Here is a 13,801-nt window from a genome sequence, read left to right as displayed (position 1 = left end):
TTGGCCTCAGGCCCTTACCCGATGCGATCGCCGCTTTTCGGATCGAACAGATGCAGTGACATTGGGTCGGCCGACAATCGGACCACGTCGCCGGGCTTCACGCCGGCACGGCCCATGGCAAAGACGCAAAGCTGCTGGCCGGCCAACTTGACGTAGAACTGCGTCGAGAGGCCGAGCGGCTCCACCACCCCCACCTCGCCCTGCAATTCGCCGTCATCCGCCAGCCTGATATGCTCGGGCCGCAGGCCGACGGTGATCGTGTCACCATCCTTCAGCGGCAGGCCCTCCGGCAGGCGCAACGCCTGGCCGTCGGCCAGCACGGCCTCCGACGTGCCGCTCTTGCGAACCGTTGCTGGCAGGAAATTCATGCCCGGTGAACCGATGAAGCCGGCGACGAACATGTTGGTCGGCCGGTCATAGAGATCGAGCGGCGCGCCGACCTGCTGGATCAGCCCGTCATGCATGACGACGATGCGGTCGGCCATGGTCATGGCCTCGATCTGGTCGTGGGTGACGTAGACCGAGGTGGTCTTCAACTGCTGGTGCAGCGCCTTGATCTCGGCGCGCATATGAACGCGCAGCTTGGCATCGAGGTTCGACAACGGCTCGTCGAACAGGAACACCTTGGGATCGCGCACGATGGCGCGGCCCATGGCGACGCGCTGGCGCTGGCCGCCGGACAATTGGCGCGGCAGGCGCTGCAGGAAAGTATCGAGCCCGAGCCGCTTGGCCGCACCGTCCACCCGCGCGTCGATCGCCGGCTTCTCGGCCTTCCGCAGCATCAGGCTGAAGCCCATGTTCTTCGACACGTCCATATGCGGATAGAGCGCGTAGGACTGGAACACCATGGCGATATCGCGGTCCTTCGGCGCGACATCGTTGACCAGCCGCTCGCCGATGCGGATCTCGCCGCCGGAAGCCTCCTCCAGCCCGGCGATCATGCGCAAAAGCGTGGACTTGCCGCAGCCTGACGGGCCGACCAGGACGACGAACTCGCCATCGGCGATTTCAAGGTCGACCGCATGCAGGACACGCACAGCGCCATAATCCTTGCGGACCTTTTCGAGCGTAACAGAGGCCATCGATCTATCCTTTGACGGCGCCGGCGGTCAGGCCGGTGACGAGATAGCGTTGCAGGAAAGCGAAGAAGATGCAGACCGGGATCAGCGCCAGGATCGACGCTGCCATCATCTGTCCCCAGTCGACGGCGAACTTGCCGATGAAGGTGAGCAGGCCAACCGCGAAGGTCTTCTGGTCGTCGCTGGAAATCAGCATCAGCGCGAACAAGAGCTCGCTCCAGGCGGCGGTGAAGACGAAGCCCAGCGTCGCGCCCATACCGGGCAGCGTCAGCGGCACGATCACCTTGCGCATCGCTTGCGCGCGTGTGCAGCCGTCGATCATCGCCGCTTCTTCCAGGTCCTTCGGGATGCCGTCGAAGAAGGATTGCATCAGGAAGGTGGCGAAAGCGGTGTTGAAGGCGGTGTAGATGATGATCAGCCCGGTCAGGCTGTTGATCAGGCCGATCTGCCCCATCACGCGGTAGATCGGCGGAATGACCATCACCAGCGGAAACGTCTGGGTCAGTAGCAGCATCAGGGCCAGCGCCGCCTTGCCGCGAAAGGTGAAACGCGACATGGCGTAGCCGGCGAGCGTGGCAATGACCGTCACCAGTGCTGCAGTCGACACCGAGACGATGACGCTGTTGAGGAAATAGCGCGGGAAATCGGTGGCCTCGAGCACGGTGACGAAATTCTGCAACGTCATCTGCGACGGCCAGAAGGTGATGCCTTCGGAATAGAGAAGCCGCTCCGGCGTGACCGAGATCTTCAGTGTCCAGTAGATTGGGAACAGCGCAAAGATCACGTAAGCCGCGATGGCGGCGTAGAGGCCGATGCCGCCGAAAAACCGTTGCGAGGCTGAGCGTCCTGCGATCATCAGACGTGCCTCACCAGGGAGCGGCGGATGCCGATCAGTGCAATCGCATAGGCAATGAGCAGGACGAGCAGCAGCACGGCCACCGCCGAGGCATAGCCCTTGTCCAGCGATTTGAAGGCGCTGACATAGATGTAGACCGGCACCGTGTTGGTCGAGCCGGCCGGTCCGCCCTCGGTCATGACGAAGATCAGGTCGGCGAAGGTGGCGATCCAGATGGTGCGCAGCATCACGGTGATGGCAATGGTCGGCGCCAGGAACGGCAGCGTCACCTTGGTGAAGCGCTGCCATGGCGAAGCGCCGTCGATCGCCGCCGCCTCATGCAATTCCGACGGGATCGACTTCAGCGCCGCCAGCAGCGTGATGGCGAAGAAGGGAATGCCGAACCAGACATTGGCGATGATCGGTCCCCACATGGCGGTGGCGGGATCGGAGAGAACATTGGTCGGTTCGGCCTTCAGCCCCAGCGCAAACAGCCAGTGCGGCAGTGGCCCGACGATCGGATTGAACAGCCAGGCCCAGGTCAGGCCCGACAGGAAGGACGGCACTGCCCAGGGCAAAAACACCAGGGCCTGCACCACCTTGCGGCCGGGGAATGGCTTGTCGAGCAGCAGCGCCAGGCCGAGACCGAGGAAGAACTGGAAGAACAGGCTGGTGACGGTCCACCACAGCGTGTTGACCAGCGCCTGCCCCAGCACCTGGTCCGACAGCATCGCCTGATACTGCCCGAGCCCGACAAATTCCGACTTGAAAGCCGAGAATTTGCGGAAGGAGTAGCTGATGCCGATGACCAGCGGCACCAGAAGCACCACGATCAGAAGGATGATCGCCGGGCTGAGATAGAGCCAGGGTTCGATGGCGGCGTGTGATAGCCGCCTGCGACGCGGCTTGCCTGCGGATCGTATTTCGGACACGGCATAGGTCATTGGCTGTGGATCGGCTCCGGGAAGCGTTGGGGCTGGTGAAAAGCGTCCTTCCCCCCGTTCACGGGGAGTTGAGGAGCGGTCCGCGCAGCGGACGAAAAGCCAATTGCTTGGCTTTTCGAGCGACGAAAGCCGGCAGGCAGATGAGGGGCAGCGCTAAGCTGGCAGAAGCCTGTGCCGCCCCACATCCGGCCCTATCGGGCCACCTTCTCCCCGTGGAACGGGGAGAAGGGAAGAAAAATTACTTCTTGTTCTTCGCCAGCCAGTCCTGCTGTTCTTTGGTCAGGAAGGCAGCCCATTGGTCGGCGACATCCTTGGCCGTCTTCTGGCCAAGCAGCACTTCCTGGAAGTTCTTGATCGCCACCTGATCGACGAAATTGCCGAGATTCTCCAGATGGGTCGGCGGCGTCACCATTTCATATTTGGAGGTGTCGCTCAGCTCCGTGAACCAGCCCTTGAACTGCTCGGTCTTGAAGTGAGCATCCTGGTCGGCGCCGTTGTGGATCGGGACGACGCCGACTTCCTTGGCCCATTCCAGATTGTCCTTGGGCGAGAGCAGTGTTGCCATCAGCTTCCAGGCGTCGTCCTTGTGCTGCGAGTTGGCGAACATCGCCCAGCCGGCATAGCCGAGCGTCGGATAGGACTTGCCACTCGGCCCGACCGGCAATGGCGCCACAGCGAAGTCGTCGGCGCTCATCTTGTCGGCGATACCGAGCAACGCGTCCGGATCCTGGTTAAGCATCGCGCAGGTACCGGAGTAGAAGCCGGTGACCGTCTCGTTGAAGCCCCAGCTCACCGCATCCTTCGGCGCCAGGCCGTCCTTGTACATGTCGGCCAGCATCTGCAGACCTTTCACCGAGCCTTCGTCGTTGATGGTCGAGGTGCCATCCTCGTTGAAATAGCCGCCCTTGCCGGCGGCGATATTCATGAACATGTGCATGCCGTTGAAGGCGCCCGGTCCCCCGCGCAGGCAGTAGCCATATTTGCCGGGCAGTGCCGAAATCTTCTTGGAATCGGCGATGAAATCGTCGAGCGTCGCCGGCGGGCCGTCGAGGCCTGCCTCCTTGAACAGCTTCTTGTTCCAGAACAGCGCGTTCACATAGTAGCCGTAGGGGATCATGAACTGGGTGTTGTTGACCGTCGAGCCGAACTGCTTGGCGCGGTCGCCCAGCGTCTTGGCGTCGTCCCATTTGGCCATGTAGGGGCCGAGATCCTCGAGCTGGGCATTGTTGGCGTAGAGGCCCATCCAGCGTTCCGGCATCTCGACCACGTCGGGCGTATCGCCGGCCTGCACCATGGTCAGGAATTTCTCAAAGGCCTGGCCCCAGGGCAGCGAGATCAGCTCGACCTTGACGCCGGGATTGGCGGTTTCGAACTCGGCGATCTGCTTCTTCAGGAATTCGGTGCGCGGCGGGCTGGTGATGACTTCGACCATCTTGAGGGTCGAATCAGCCAGCGCGCTTCCGGCGGAAATCGCCAGCCCCGCAACGGTGGCAAGCATGACGGTCAGTTTTTTCATGTTCAAGACTCCCATTTTGAACCCGCTTGTTATTTTCTGGCTTTTTCGAAGGCCTGGGCGACGTCCGCCCACAGGTCTTCGACACTCTCCAATCCGACACTGAAGCGGATGGTTCGGGGGCTGACGCCGAAGCGCGCCATCGAATTCAGGCCCGGCGTCTGCTCCAGCGACGCCTTGGCAGGCACGATCAGGCTCTCATACCCGCCCCAACTGACGCCGATGCGGAAATATTTGAGCGCATCGACGAAGACGGGGATGTCGATATCGTCCGTCACCTCGAACGAGAACAGCCCGGCATAGCCGGCCAGCGTCGCCTTGCCCGGGTGGTTCGAATAGGCGGGATGATTGACGCGCTCGACATTGGCATGCGCCTTCAGCCGTTCGGCGATGGTCAGGCCGCTCTTCATGTGGTGCGGCAGGCGCAGCGGTAGCGTGCGCAGGCCGCGCAGCAGCAGCCAGGCCTCGAACGGCGACAGCTTGCCGCCGAGATAGGAGTAGGTCTGCTCGTTGATGTGCTTGATGTGAGCGGCAGAACCCGCGACCACGCCGGCGACGGTGTCGCTGTGACCACCGAGATATTTCGAAGCCGAATGCAGCACCAGGTCGACGCCGTGCGCGATCGGCTTCTGGAACACCGGCGTCGCCCAGGAATTGTCGATGCTGGTGACAATGCCCTGCTCTTTGGCCAACCGCGTCAGATGCGCGATGTCCTGCAGCTCGAACATCATCGAGGTCGGGCTTTCCAGGTAGAGCAGCTTGGCGCCGGGAAGTGCCGCCGCGACCGCATCCGGATCGGAGCCATCGACGTAGTCGACCTTGATGTTGAGCCGCGGAAAAAGCCGCTCGAACAGCCGGTAGGCATCGCCGTAGCAGTTGCGCACCGCCACGATGCGCTCGCCGGCACCGACGAAAGCAAGCACGGTGGCGCTGATCGCAGCCATGCCGCTGGAAAAGCCGCGCGCGGCCTCAGCGCCCTCGAGCGCCGCCACCCGCGCCTCGAACTCCATCACGGTCGGATTGTCGCCGCGCGAATAGATCGGCTGCTTTCGTTTGCCAGCAAAGGTGTCGGCCATCTCGGCGTAGTTGGCGAAGGTGAACAGCGAGGTCTGGTAGATCGGCGGCACCACCGCGCCGCCCGGGAACGGCTCGTCATGGGCCAGCAGCGTTGCCGCCTCAGCGAGATAATCGTGATCGAAACCGGATGGATGCTCGTTCATGTCTGGCTCGAGAGTTTGAGTTTGGCCGCACCGCGCTTCAGATCGTCCTCGACAGTGGCGATCAGCTTGAGCGCCTCGGCGCGGGCGCCCTGCGGGTCGCGCGCGGCGATGCATTCGTAGATGGTGCGGTGATAGGGAAAGCTGGCATGGCCGAAGTCGCGCACGCCGAGCGGATGCTCCCAGAAGCGGTGGAACAACTCGTGCATGGCGGCGATGATTTGCTCGAACAGCGGGTTGCCCGAGACCCGGTAGATCGCCTGGTGGAACTCCCAGTCCTCTTCCGACGACATGCCATCGCGCGTGCGAAACGCCTGCTCCATGATGTCGAGCTTGCGCGCGATCTCGGCGATGTCGGTCTGGCTTGCACGCTCGGCACAGAGTGCGGCGGCCTCTGCTTCCAGCGCGCGGCGGATTTCCAGCGTCTGCATCAGGCTGGTGAAATCATTGCCGCCCGCCAGTGTCAGCGGCATATGCAGCATGTCAGGTGAAACGGCCGCCTTGAGATAGGTACCGCTGCCTTGCCGACGCTCGACGAGACCCAGCCCTTCCCAGCGCGTCAGCGCCTCGCGCACGGTGTTGCGGCTGACCTTCAGCCGCTCAGCCAGAATACGCTCGGTTGGCAGTCTCTCGCCGGGCTGCAAGGCTTCGGCACGAACAAACCCCACCAACGCCTTCAGCACGGCGTCATCGCGCGCCGTCGTCTGAATGGGTGGCAGGCTGTTCTGGTCCACGCTCTCTCCAAGTGGTCCAATGGTCCAACCAATTTCTGCACATGAGAGACATCCTGTCAATCGGTTGTCAGCAGACTGTCCCGCCGCAAGTTGCGGAGGGACGCTTTTCAAGTGGTTACGTGAGCCGCCTCATTGTGTCCGCGGCCCCGCGGCAGGCGGTCCGAACCAGACGGTCAGCGCCTCGGCAAGTCCCAGCTGGGTTCCCTCCCCAACCAGGCCACATAGCCGTCGGGCCGGATCAGAACGGCGGTCGGCGCGGCGACGGAACCAAGCGCAGGAAGCTCCCATGGACCGGGATATGTCGCGTCGATCAGTTGGACCCGATCCGCCCACGGAGCGATGTCGAAGTCGCCAGGTTCTCCGAAGTTGAGGAGCACCGGCCCGGCATCGTGAAGCAGGGCAAAGACCCGCAGCGGGCCATTGGCGGTGAGCAGGTCGAGGTCTGGCATTCGCCGCCCAAACAGAGGATGCCCCTCGCCAAGATCGTAGTGAACGCCCAGACCGGACATCTCCGCGGCCATTCGTCTTCGCGGTTCATCCATGCCGAGCAGTTCAGAGAAGATGTTGCCCATGGCCTTGCTGCGGTCGTCCATGCGCCGAAGGGCAACTTGCGCCATCGTGTTCTGCAAGACACGGGCAGCGACCGGGTAGCGCTCGGCGTGGTACGTGTCGAGCAGCCTTTCCGGTGATATCCGCTTGACCACCTGAGCCAGCTTCCATCCCAGGTTCAGCGCGTCCTGCACGCCGATGTTGAGGCCCTGCCCGCCTATCGGCGGGTGGATGTGCGCGGCGTCACACGCCAGCAGCACGCGCCTGTCGCGGTAAGTCGCGGCTTGCCGCGTCATGTCGGTGAAGCGCGAGAGCCAGGTTGGACTGTGGACCCCGTAGTCCGTGCCGTAGATGGCAATCAGCGCCTCGCTGAGCTCGCGCAGGGTCGGTTCGCCGCGGGCCTCCAGGCGCGGCTCCGTCAGCACGACGCCAACTTTTTTGCCGTCCTCGATCTTACCCAGGGCATGAATTCCAAAGGTGTTGCTGCGAAAGCCCCATTCCGGCTCTTCCGACATCTCGACCTCGGCAATCATCCAGCTCATCGTCAGATCCCATCCGGTGAACTCGATACCAGCTGCCTTACGGATGGTGCTGCGGCCTCCGTCGCAGCCGACCAGATATGTCGTCTTCAGACGGGGGCCGTTGGACAGTTCGACATCGACGCCACTGTCGTCCTGGGCAAACCCCGCAACCTCGTGTCCATGATAGATCGGCACCTTCAACTCGCTGACCCATTCGGCCATGATGCGCTCGATGTGGTTTTGCCGCAGCGCCAACAGATAATTGTGCCGGGTTGGGAAGTCGCTGATGTCCAGGCGGATCATGTGAAAGCCCACGGCTGGGCCCACCTGGCCCTGCGCGAGGAACCGATCGGCAATCCCGCGCTGATCGAGCACCTCGATGGTCCGTGCATGCAGGCCGCCCGCGCGCGCGCCAACAAGCTCCTGGTTGTCGCGCCGCTCGACAATGGCGACGTCAACGCCCGCCAGCGCCAGTTCACCCGCCAGCATCAACTCCGTCGGCCCGCCTCCGGCGATCACCACCGCATGATCGGTCATTACAGGCACTCCCGTCCCGTACCTTTGGTTAGGCCGACGGTTTTACGGGAGGAGCCGGGTCTTGCCGCAAGCCCCTTGTGCGCCATATGTATGAACTGGAGAGAGTACTCTTCCCTTCAGGTCGCCAGCCACGAACAAAGCTTCTCGTGCAGTGGCAGTGTGCGCCATATGACCATCGCCGTTGATCCAAGAGAACGGGATCCGGATTTCAAACGCAAAAAAGCAGAGTCTTCCGTGCCTTGGCACGGAGCTCTGATGTTCTGTCTGGAGAAGGGGGCCGGTCGGCGTTTGGCAGCGGTACGAGGAGGCCACTATGTGCCAGCGCCGGCCGGCCGACCCCACGGACCCAGGAGATGCGGCGGACCTGAGCATCATGGGGTATTTCTAGGGATCGAGCCGGATGTCTGTCCTCGTGCCGGCTTCGTCTTGGCCTGCACACTTGCGCAAGAGCTTATGAAAATCAACCATTTCTTAACCAAAGCTCGGGAATCGCTTGGATTAAGGTAAACGGGTAACCCTGTCGGGTTGACTGGATAATCGGGGCTGGACGGTCACGCCGCCTTGGCGACGACGCGGTTGCGGCCGCCGCTCTTGGCTTCGTAGAGCGCGAGGTCGGCGCGTTTCATCAGCGCCGCCACCGTATCCATCCCCTTTAGCACCGACGACACGCCGACGCTGACCGTGACTTCGATCGTCTTGCCGTCCGGGCCGATGGCAAAAGGCGCCTGGGCGATTTCGGCGCGAATGCGTTCTGCCACCTTCTCGGCCACCGAACCCTCAGTGTCCGGCATCACCACGACGAACTCCTCGCCGCCAAAGCGGCAGGCAAGGTCGATACCGCGGACGTTCTTGCGCAGCCGTCGCGCAAATTCCCGCAACACCTCGTCGCCGCCGTCATGGCCGTGCGCGTCGTTGATCGACTTGAAACGGTCGAGATCGGTGATCATCACCGACAGCGGCCGCCGCCGCGCCACGGCGCGATCGAACAGCGTCTGCAGATGGCTGTCGAGATAGCGGCGGTTGTGCAGCCCGGTCAGCCCGTCGGTCACCGCCATTTCGATGGTTTGGGTGACGCTGGCGCGCAGCTGGTCGTTGTAGCGCTTGCGGCGCACCTGGGTGCGCAACCGTGCCGTCAGTTCCTGCTGGTCGATCGGCCGCATCAGATAGTCGTTGATGCCGAGCTCGAGGCCACGGATGATGCGCTCCTCCTCGCCCGCCTCCGCGAGCAGGATGATCGGGACGAAACGGGTGCGGTCGAGAGACCGCAACTGCGAACAGAGCCGGAGCGGATCGAAATTGGCAAAGGCCGTCGAGATCATCACGCATTCGTAGGACGTCTCGGCGGCCTGGAAGAAGCCGGCATGCGGATCGCTGGTGACGTCGAGGTCGGCGCGGTCGCGCAGCATCTTCTGGATGCGCTCGACCGAGGATATGCGCTCGTCGATCAAAAGCACTTTCGGCGCTGTGTCCTCGGAGGCGAAATTGCGGCTCAGCAGTTCTTCGATGCCGATGTTACGCGTCGTCGAGGCGCGCAGCCGCAACTCATCGGTCAGCGACTTCAGCCGGACCAGGCTCTTGACGCGCGTCATCAACTGCAGGTCGTTGACCGGCTTGGTCAGGAAGTCGTCGGCGCCGGCTTCGAGCCCGCGCACGCGGTCGGAGACCTGGTCGAGCGCGGTGATCATCACCACCGGAATGTGCGACGTTGCCGGGTCGCTCTTCAGCCGCCGGCAGACCTCGAACCCGTCCATGTCGGGCATCATCGCGTCGAGCAGCACGACATCGACCTTGCCATTCTCGCAGGTCTCGATGGCATCCGGCCCGTTGGTGGCGGTCAGCACCTCGAAATATTCGGCCAGCAGCCGGACCTCCAGCAGCCGCACATTGGCAGGGATGTCGTCGACGACGAGGATCCGTGCAGTCATTTCACAAGGCTCCGGCTCGGCTGAGAGGGCACATTACGCATCGCCCAAATAGGATTTGATGGTTTCGATGAAACGCGGCACCGAGATCGGCTTCGAAATATAGGCCTCGCAGCCACCCTGGCGGATGCGTTCCTCGTCACCCTTCATTGCGAAGGCGGTGACCGCGATGACTGGGATGACGTGCAGCTCGTCGTCCTCCTTCAGCCATTTGGTCACCTCCAACCCCGACACTTCAGGCAACTGGATATCCATCAGGATGAGATCCGGCCGGTGCTGGCGCGCCAGATCGAGCGCTTCCAGACCGTTGCGGGTGCGCACGGTCTCGTAGCCGCTCGCTTCGATGAGGTCCCGAAAGAGCTTCATGTTGAGCTCATTGTCCTCGACGATCATGACCTTCTTCGGCATCGATATCCCGTCCCGGCCGTCCTTCCGCTCGAAGGCGACCGTCATGCGTCCATCTCAAAACGCACCAAACCCTGCTTCACTCTACGGCAATATGATTGACGAAACGGAAATCCGTGGGGCAAAAAGCTGTCTGGATTCCACCTCGGGCGCCGCTCTAATGGCTTGCCGCAAGCATCTCTTGCCATTACTGCGGGAGAGACTCATTCCACACACCGAAGGTAGTGATGGCAAACGCAGCGTCAATGCGCGAAGAAGCGGAAAACATTGCCGTGAAGGCTCTGGGCTTCGTCGCTTCCGATCCAGAACTGTTGCCGCGCTTTCTGGCGATCACCGGCATAGAGGCGCATTCGATCCGCAAGGCCGCCGGCGAACCGGGATTCCTGGCCGGTGTCCTGCAGTTCATTCTCGCCCACGAGCCGACGCTGATGCGCTTTGCCGAGGAAACCGGCACGCCACCGGCAGCGGTCGGTAAGGCCTTGCGGGCGCTGCCGCTGGGCGACGACAACCATGAGCATTCCATATGAGCGATGATCCCGAAACCGCACGCCAGATCGAGGAACTGGCGGCCGACGGCCGTCCGCTGCTGGTGCTCGACGTCGACGATGTGGTGCTCGAATTCATCCGCCCCTTCCCGAATTTCCTCAAGGCGCGCGGTTTCGGCCTGACGCTGGCCTCGTTCCGCCTGACCGGCAACATTGCCGAGACGGCGAGCGGTCGCCTGATCGAACAGCCCGAAGTCACAGCACTTCTGGGCGATTTCTTTGATGCCCAAGCCGACTGGCAGAGCATCACCGACGGCGCCGCGGATGCCTTGGCGGGACTGGGCGATCGCGCCGAGATCATTTTGCTGACGGCCATGCCGCACAAGCACCGTGCCGCACGTCGTGCCCATCTCGATGCCCTCGGGCTGAGCTACCCGCTCCTGACCACTGAAATGGCCAAGGGACCGGCAGTGGCCAGGCTTCGCGGCAAGACCGGCCGGCCAGTGGTCTTCGTCGACGACCAGCCGCACAATCTGGCATCGGTGCGGGTATCCGTCGCCGACGCCAGTCTGTTCCATCTAATGGCCGACAATTCGCTGCGCGCATTCCTGCCGCCGGTGCCGGACGACATCATCGTCGTGCAGGATTGGCACGAAGCCGCGCCGAAGATTGCGATCGCGCTGGGGCTCTGAAAGCTAGCCTATCAAGGGCTAAGTTTCGCGCCCGCCCCGCCGTTGGCATTTCCGCCGCTGTCGTCCCCGCTGTCATCGTCGCCGCTGTCACCATCATCGACGCTGTCGTCCACGGCCGGATCGGCCGGCTTGACCATGACACCGTTGACAATAACCGAACCGTCGGCCTTGGCGTTGACGACCCATTCGATGCGTCCATCGGGCAGCGTCTTGCCAAAACCCTTCACCATGAGAGCGGCAGGTACGTACTGCGCCACCTCCGGTTCCGACTTTGCCGCCGTCTGCAGGCCCTCGACGAGCTTGTCGAAACCGGTGACGTCGACCGTCATGTTTGCCTCCGGCTTCTCGCCGGGGAAGGTCATCTCGCCTTCCAGAGCGATCTCCGTATCCTTGTTCTTCACGGTGCTGTGGCCGATGACGACCTTCGGCGTCTTGGCCATGAAGTCGGCTTTAAGCTTGTCGCCGAAATCAGCCGACAGCGGCGGATCCTGATTGAGATCAAAGGCTTCGATCGCCTTCTTCGCCATGCTGTCGAGATCGATGTTGGCGCCGCCGAAGTTCAGGTCGACATCGGTGGGCAGCAGCGCCACGCTCCAGCTTGGCAGAAGCTGTTGCGGCACGGTCAGCCCCGACGCCTTGATGGCATAGGTGATCTTGCCGTTCTGGGCGACGCCGTCGGACCCGAACGCAGTGCTGAGCTGCGTCGCGCCGAAATTGCCGACCGGGCTTTCCACCGTGAAATCCTTGAAGCCGTAGGTTCCCTCGACATGCTCCCAAACCGGCAAGGCTGCGAGTAGAAGCGATTTGAGTTGCGCCTGGTTTGCCTTCAGCTTCGCCTCGTCTCCATTGGCCACGGCAAATGCCTGGAGATCGAGCAGCGGCTTTGTCCGCACCCCCGTGCCGCTGGCCTCGACCGACAGTTCCGGCGATTTGACGTTGACCGGGAATTTCAGCCCGCTTTCGGGATCGTCGAAATTGATCGTTTCGACGAAATCAGACACCTTTTGCGAGGTTGTGAAATCGACGCCGCCGGTCGCGGACTTGGTCGCCGCGATCGTCGCAGTACCGGCGCCGGTGCTCGCTTCCATGTGCTGCTTGGCATCCTTCGATGCCATCGTCATGCCGGCCATCGAGCTGGTGCCGCTGGTGAAGGCCGCCAGGTTGGGGTCATAGACGCCCGAACCCTTGCCGTCCTTGATCGAAAACTGCGTGCTTTGCAGACCCTCAGGCCCGTTGAACTCGAAGGAGGCGCTCTGCGAAAAATCCATCGAGACATCCCAGGATCCGTCGCTGCGCGGCTTGACCATCAGGGCATAGGGCGCAACGTCTAATTTCAGCAGCTTCTGATCGAGCAATGATGCGGCAAGCGCCTTGAAATCAAACGCGATCTTGTAGGCGTCGCCCTCGAGCGAAATCTTCAGAATGCCTTTGTCGAGCGCCTGTTTGCCGACATAGCGGGACAGATCCTCCGACAATTGCTTCGCGCCCTGGCTGTCGACGGTCTGGCCGAAAGCAGGCGCGCTCAATGCAAGAAGGAAAACGAATGGCAGGGCACGGTTCACGCGAATTCTCCGTTTGACCTAATGCATGTCGCCCAAAAGTGGGCCCCGTTTTGGGAGAACGACATGCATAAAAACAAAAACCTAAAGCGCATGCGCTTTTAGAAGGAGCGCCTCGTACGTCTGGTATGAAATTACCGCTACAACCGCAAGGTAAGATCAACAACGCTGCCAAGGCGGAAAGGCTGGTTATAGCACAAGCCGCATCAACGGCCTGCCGGCCTTGCGCTCGACAAGCCGCTCGAAACCGGCCTTCTCGAAGACCCGCGACGAGCCGACGAACAGGCCGATCGAACGCGAATCCCGGGACAGGTCTATCGGACAGGCTTCGACCAGCCGGGCGCCGTTCCTGCGGGCGAAATCGACACCCCCTTCGACCAGGCGATGCGTGATGCCCCTGCCACGCGCCTTGGTGCGGATGAAGAAACAGGAGATCGCCCAGACGGCCGGATCCATGGCGTCAGCGGGATCGACGGGTGCCGAGCCCCTGCCCTGATTGTTCCATTCGGGCACGTCGGCGCGGGGTCCGATCTGCATCCAGCCGACCGCCTTGCCGTCTTCGAATGCCACCAGGCCAGGCGGCGGGCCGGCTTCAATGCGCGCCTTGATGTGGTCCTTGTTGCGTTCCCGGCTGCTTTCGCGGCGCACCGCCGGCGCCAGCCGGAAATGCGTGCACCAGCAGCCATAACAGGCGCCCTGCTTGCCGAAGAGGTCCTCGAAATCCGCCCAGAGTTCGGGCGCCAGCGGCGCTATGGTCGTGCTCATGAGTTCTCCCCAGGCCAGCCTTGTCGCAGGCCCTGCACTGTCGT

Annotated in this window: 12 protein-coding genes and 1 pseudogene; 2 read left to right on the top strand and 11 right to left on the bottom strand. The window is 62.5% G+C overall.

Features of this window, described 5'->3' with window-relative positions; all coding sequences use genetic code 11:
* Positions 1-14 precede the first annotated feature (14 nt).
* From B5V02_RS23075 to B5V02_RS23030, 9 genes and pseudogenes are all read right to left on the bottom strand, one after another.
* A complete protein-coding gene (locus B5V02_RS23075; protein ID WP_111546386.1) occupies positions 15-1,082 on the bottom strand; it encodes an ABC transporter ATP-binding protein in 1,068 nt (355 codons plus the stop codon).
* 4 nt (positions 1,083-1,086) lie between these two features.
* Positions 1,087-1,935 carry a carbohydrate ABC transporter permease gene (locus tag B5V02_RS23070; RefSeq protein WP_013895215.1) on the bottom strand — a complete coding sequence of 283 codons (849 nt, stop codon included), beginning with the start codon at positions 1,933-1,935 and terminating at the stop codon, positions 1,087-1,089.
* On the bottom strand, positions 1,935-2,858 hold the full coding sequence (locus tag B5V02_RS23065; RefSeq protein WP_111546385.1) for a carbohydrate ABC transporter permease: 924 nt from the start codon (positions 2,856-2,858) through the stop codon (positions 1,935-1,937). The genes B5V02_RS23070 and B5V02_RS23065 overlap by 1 nt, the downstream gene beginning before the upstream one ends.
* Before the next feature lie 238 nt (positions 2,859-3,096).
* Positions 3,097-4,374 carry an ABC transporter substrate-binding protein gene (locus tag B5V02_RS23060; RefSeq protein ID WP_111546384.1) on the bottom strand — a complete coding sequence of 426 codons (1,278 nt, stop codon included), beginning with the start codon at positions 4,372-4,374 and terminating at the stop codon, positions 3,097-3,099.
* Between the two features lie 29 nt (positions 4,375-4,403).
* Positions 4,404-5,591 carry a PLP-dependent transferase gene (locus B5V02_RS23055; RefSeq protein WP_111546383.1) on the bottom strand — a complete coding sequence of 396 codons (1,188 nt, stop codon included), beginning with the start codon at positions 5,589-5,591 and terminating at the stop codon, positions 4,404-4,406.
* Positions 5,588-6,322 (bottom strand): FadR/GntR family transcriptional regulator, encoded by a 735-nt coding sequence (locus tag B5V02_RS23050; RefSeq protein WP_111546382.1) that lies wholly within the window; start codon positions 6,320-6,322, stop codon positions 5,588-5,590. The genes B5V02_RS23055 and B5V02_RS23050 overlap by 4 nt, the downstream gene beginning before the upstream one ends.
* Positions 6,323-6,451: 129 nt before the next feature.
* Positions 6,452-7,929, bottom strand: a pseudogene (locus B5V02_RS23045) (FAD-dependent monooxygenase).
* Positions 7,930-8,480: 551 nt separating this feature from the next.
* Positions 8,481-9,854, bottom strand: a complete 1,374-nt coding sequence (locus B5V02_RS23035; protein ID WP_111546381.1) for a PleD family two-component system response regulator — start codon at positions 9,852-9,854, stop codon at positions 8,481-8,483.
* Positions 9,855-9,887: 33 nt separating this feature from the next.
* Positions 9,888-10,304, bottom strand: coding sequence for a response regulator (locus tag B5V02_RS23030; protein ID WP_281004968.1), 417 nt, complete (start codon positions 10,302-10,304; stop codon positions 9,888-9,890).
* Between the two features lie 179 nt (positions 10,305-10,483).
* On the opposite strand from B5V02_RS23030, the gene B5V02_RS23025 reads away from it, so the two are divergent.
* Positions 10,484-10,783: a DUF3572 domain-containing protein gene (locus B5V02_RS23025; RefSeq protein WP_111546380.1), complete on the top strand. Its 300-nt coding sequence runs from the start codon at positions 10,484-10,486 to the stop codon at positions 10,781-10,783.
* The gene (locus B5V02_RS23020) at positions 10,780-11,433 is read left to right on the top strand and encodes a hypothetical protein (RefSeq protein ID WP_111546379.1); all 654 of its coding nucleotides are present in this window, start codon (positions 10,780-10,782) and stop codon (positions 11,431-11,433) included. The genes B5V02_RS23025 and B5V02_RS23020 overlap by 4 nt, the downstream gene beginning before the upstream one ends.
* An 11-nt stretch (positions 11,434-11,444) precedes the next feature.
* Here B5V02_RS23020 and B5V02_RS23015 read toward each other — a convergent pair whose 3' ends face one another.
* Both B5V02_RS23015 and B5V02_RS23010 read right to left on the bottom strand, forming a co-directional pair.
* The gene (locus tag B5V02_RS23015) at positions 11,445-12,995 is read right to left on the bottom strand and encodes a hypothetical protein (RefSeq protein WP_111546378.1); all 1,551 of its coding nucleotides are present in this window, start codon (positions 12,993-12,995) and stop codon (positions 11,445-11,447) included.
* Between the two features lie 186 nt (positions 12,996-13,181).
* Positions 13,182-13,757, bottom strand: coding sequence for a GNAT family N-acetyltransferase (locus B5V02_RS23010; protein WP_111546377.1), 576 nt, complete (start codon positions 13,755-13,757; stop codon positions 13,182-13,184).
* Positions 13,758-13,801 lie beyond the last annotated feature (44 nt).

The sequence above is a fragment of the Mesorhizobium kowhaii genome (assembly GCF_003253745.1).
In the GTDB taxonomy this organism is placed as follows: domain Bacteria; phylum Pseudomonadota; class Alphaproteobacteria; order Rhizobiales; family Rhizobiaceae; genus Mesorhizobium; species Mesorhizobium kowhaii.
Note: the sequence above shows the minus strand (reverse complement) of the source record. Positions and strands in the feature narration are given on the sequence as shown.

Coding starts and splice junctions, on each gene's coding strand:
- B5V02_RS23030 (WP_281004968.1), bottom strand. CDS start 10,304: ATGACGGTCGCCTTCGAGCGGAAGGACGGCCGGGACGGGATATCGATG.
- B5V02_RS23070 (WP_013895215.1), bottom strand. CDS start 1,935: ATGATCGCAGGACGCTCAGCCTCGCAACGGTTTTTCGGCGGCATCGGC.
- B5V02_RS23035 (WP_111546381.1), bottom strand. CDS start 9,854: ATGACTGCACGGATCCTCGTCGTCGACGACATCCCTGCCAATGTGCGG.
- B5V02_RS23060 (WP_111546384.1), bottom strand. CDS start 4,374: ATGAAAAAACTGACCGTCATGCTTGCCACCGTTGCGGGGCTGGCGATT.
- B5V02_RS23025 (WP_111546380.1), top strand. CDS start 10,484: ATGGCAAACGCAGCGTCAATGCGCGAAGAAGCGGAAAACATTGCCGTG.
- B5V02_RS23065 (WP_111546385.1), bottom strand. CDS start 2,858: ATGACCTATGCCGTGTCCGAAATACGATCCGCAGGCAAGCCGCGTCGC.
- B5V02_RS23055 (WP_111546383.1), bottom strand. CDS start 5,591: ATGAACGAGCATCCATCCGGTTTCGATCACGATTATCTCGCTGAGGCG.
- B5V02_RS23075 (WP_111546386.1), bottom strand. CDS start 1,082: ATGGCCTCTGTTACGCTCGAAAAGGTCCGCAAGGATTATGGCGCTGTG.
- B5V02_RS23010 (WP_111546377.1), bottom strand. CDS start 13,757: ATGAGCACGACCATAGCGCCGCTGGCGCCCGAACTCTGGGCGGATTTC.
- B5V02_RS23020 (WP_111546379.1), top strand. CDS start 10,780: ATGAGCGATGATCCCGAAACCGCACGCCAGATCGAGGAACTGGCGGCC.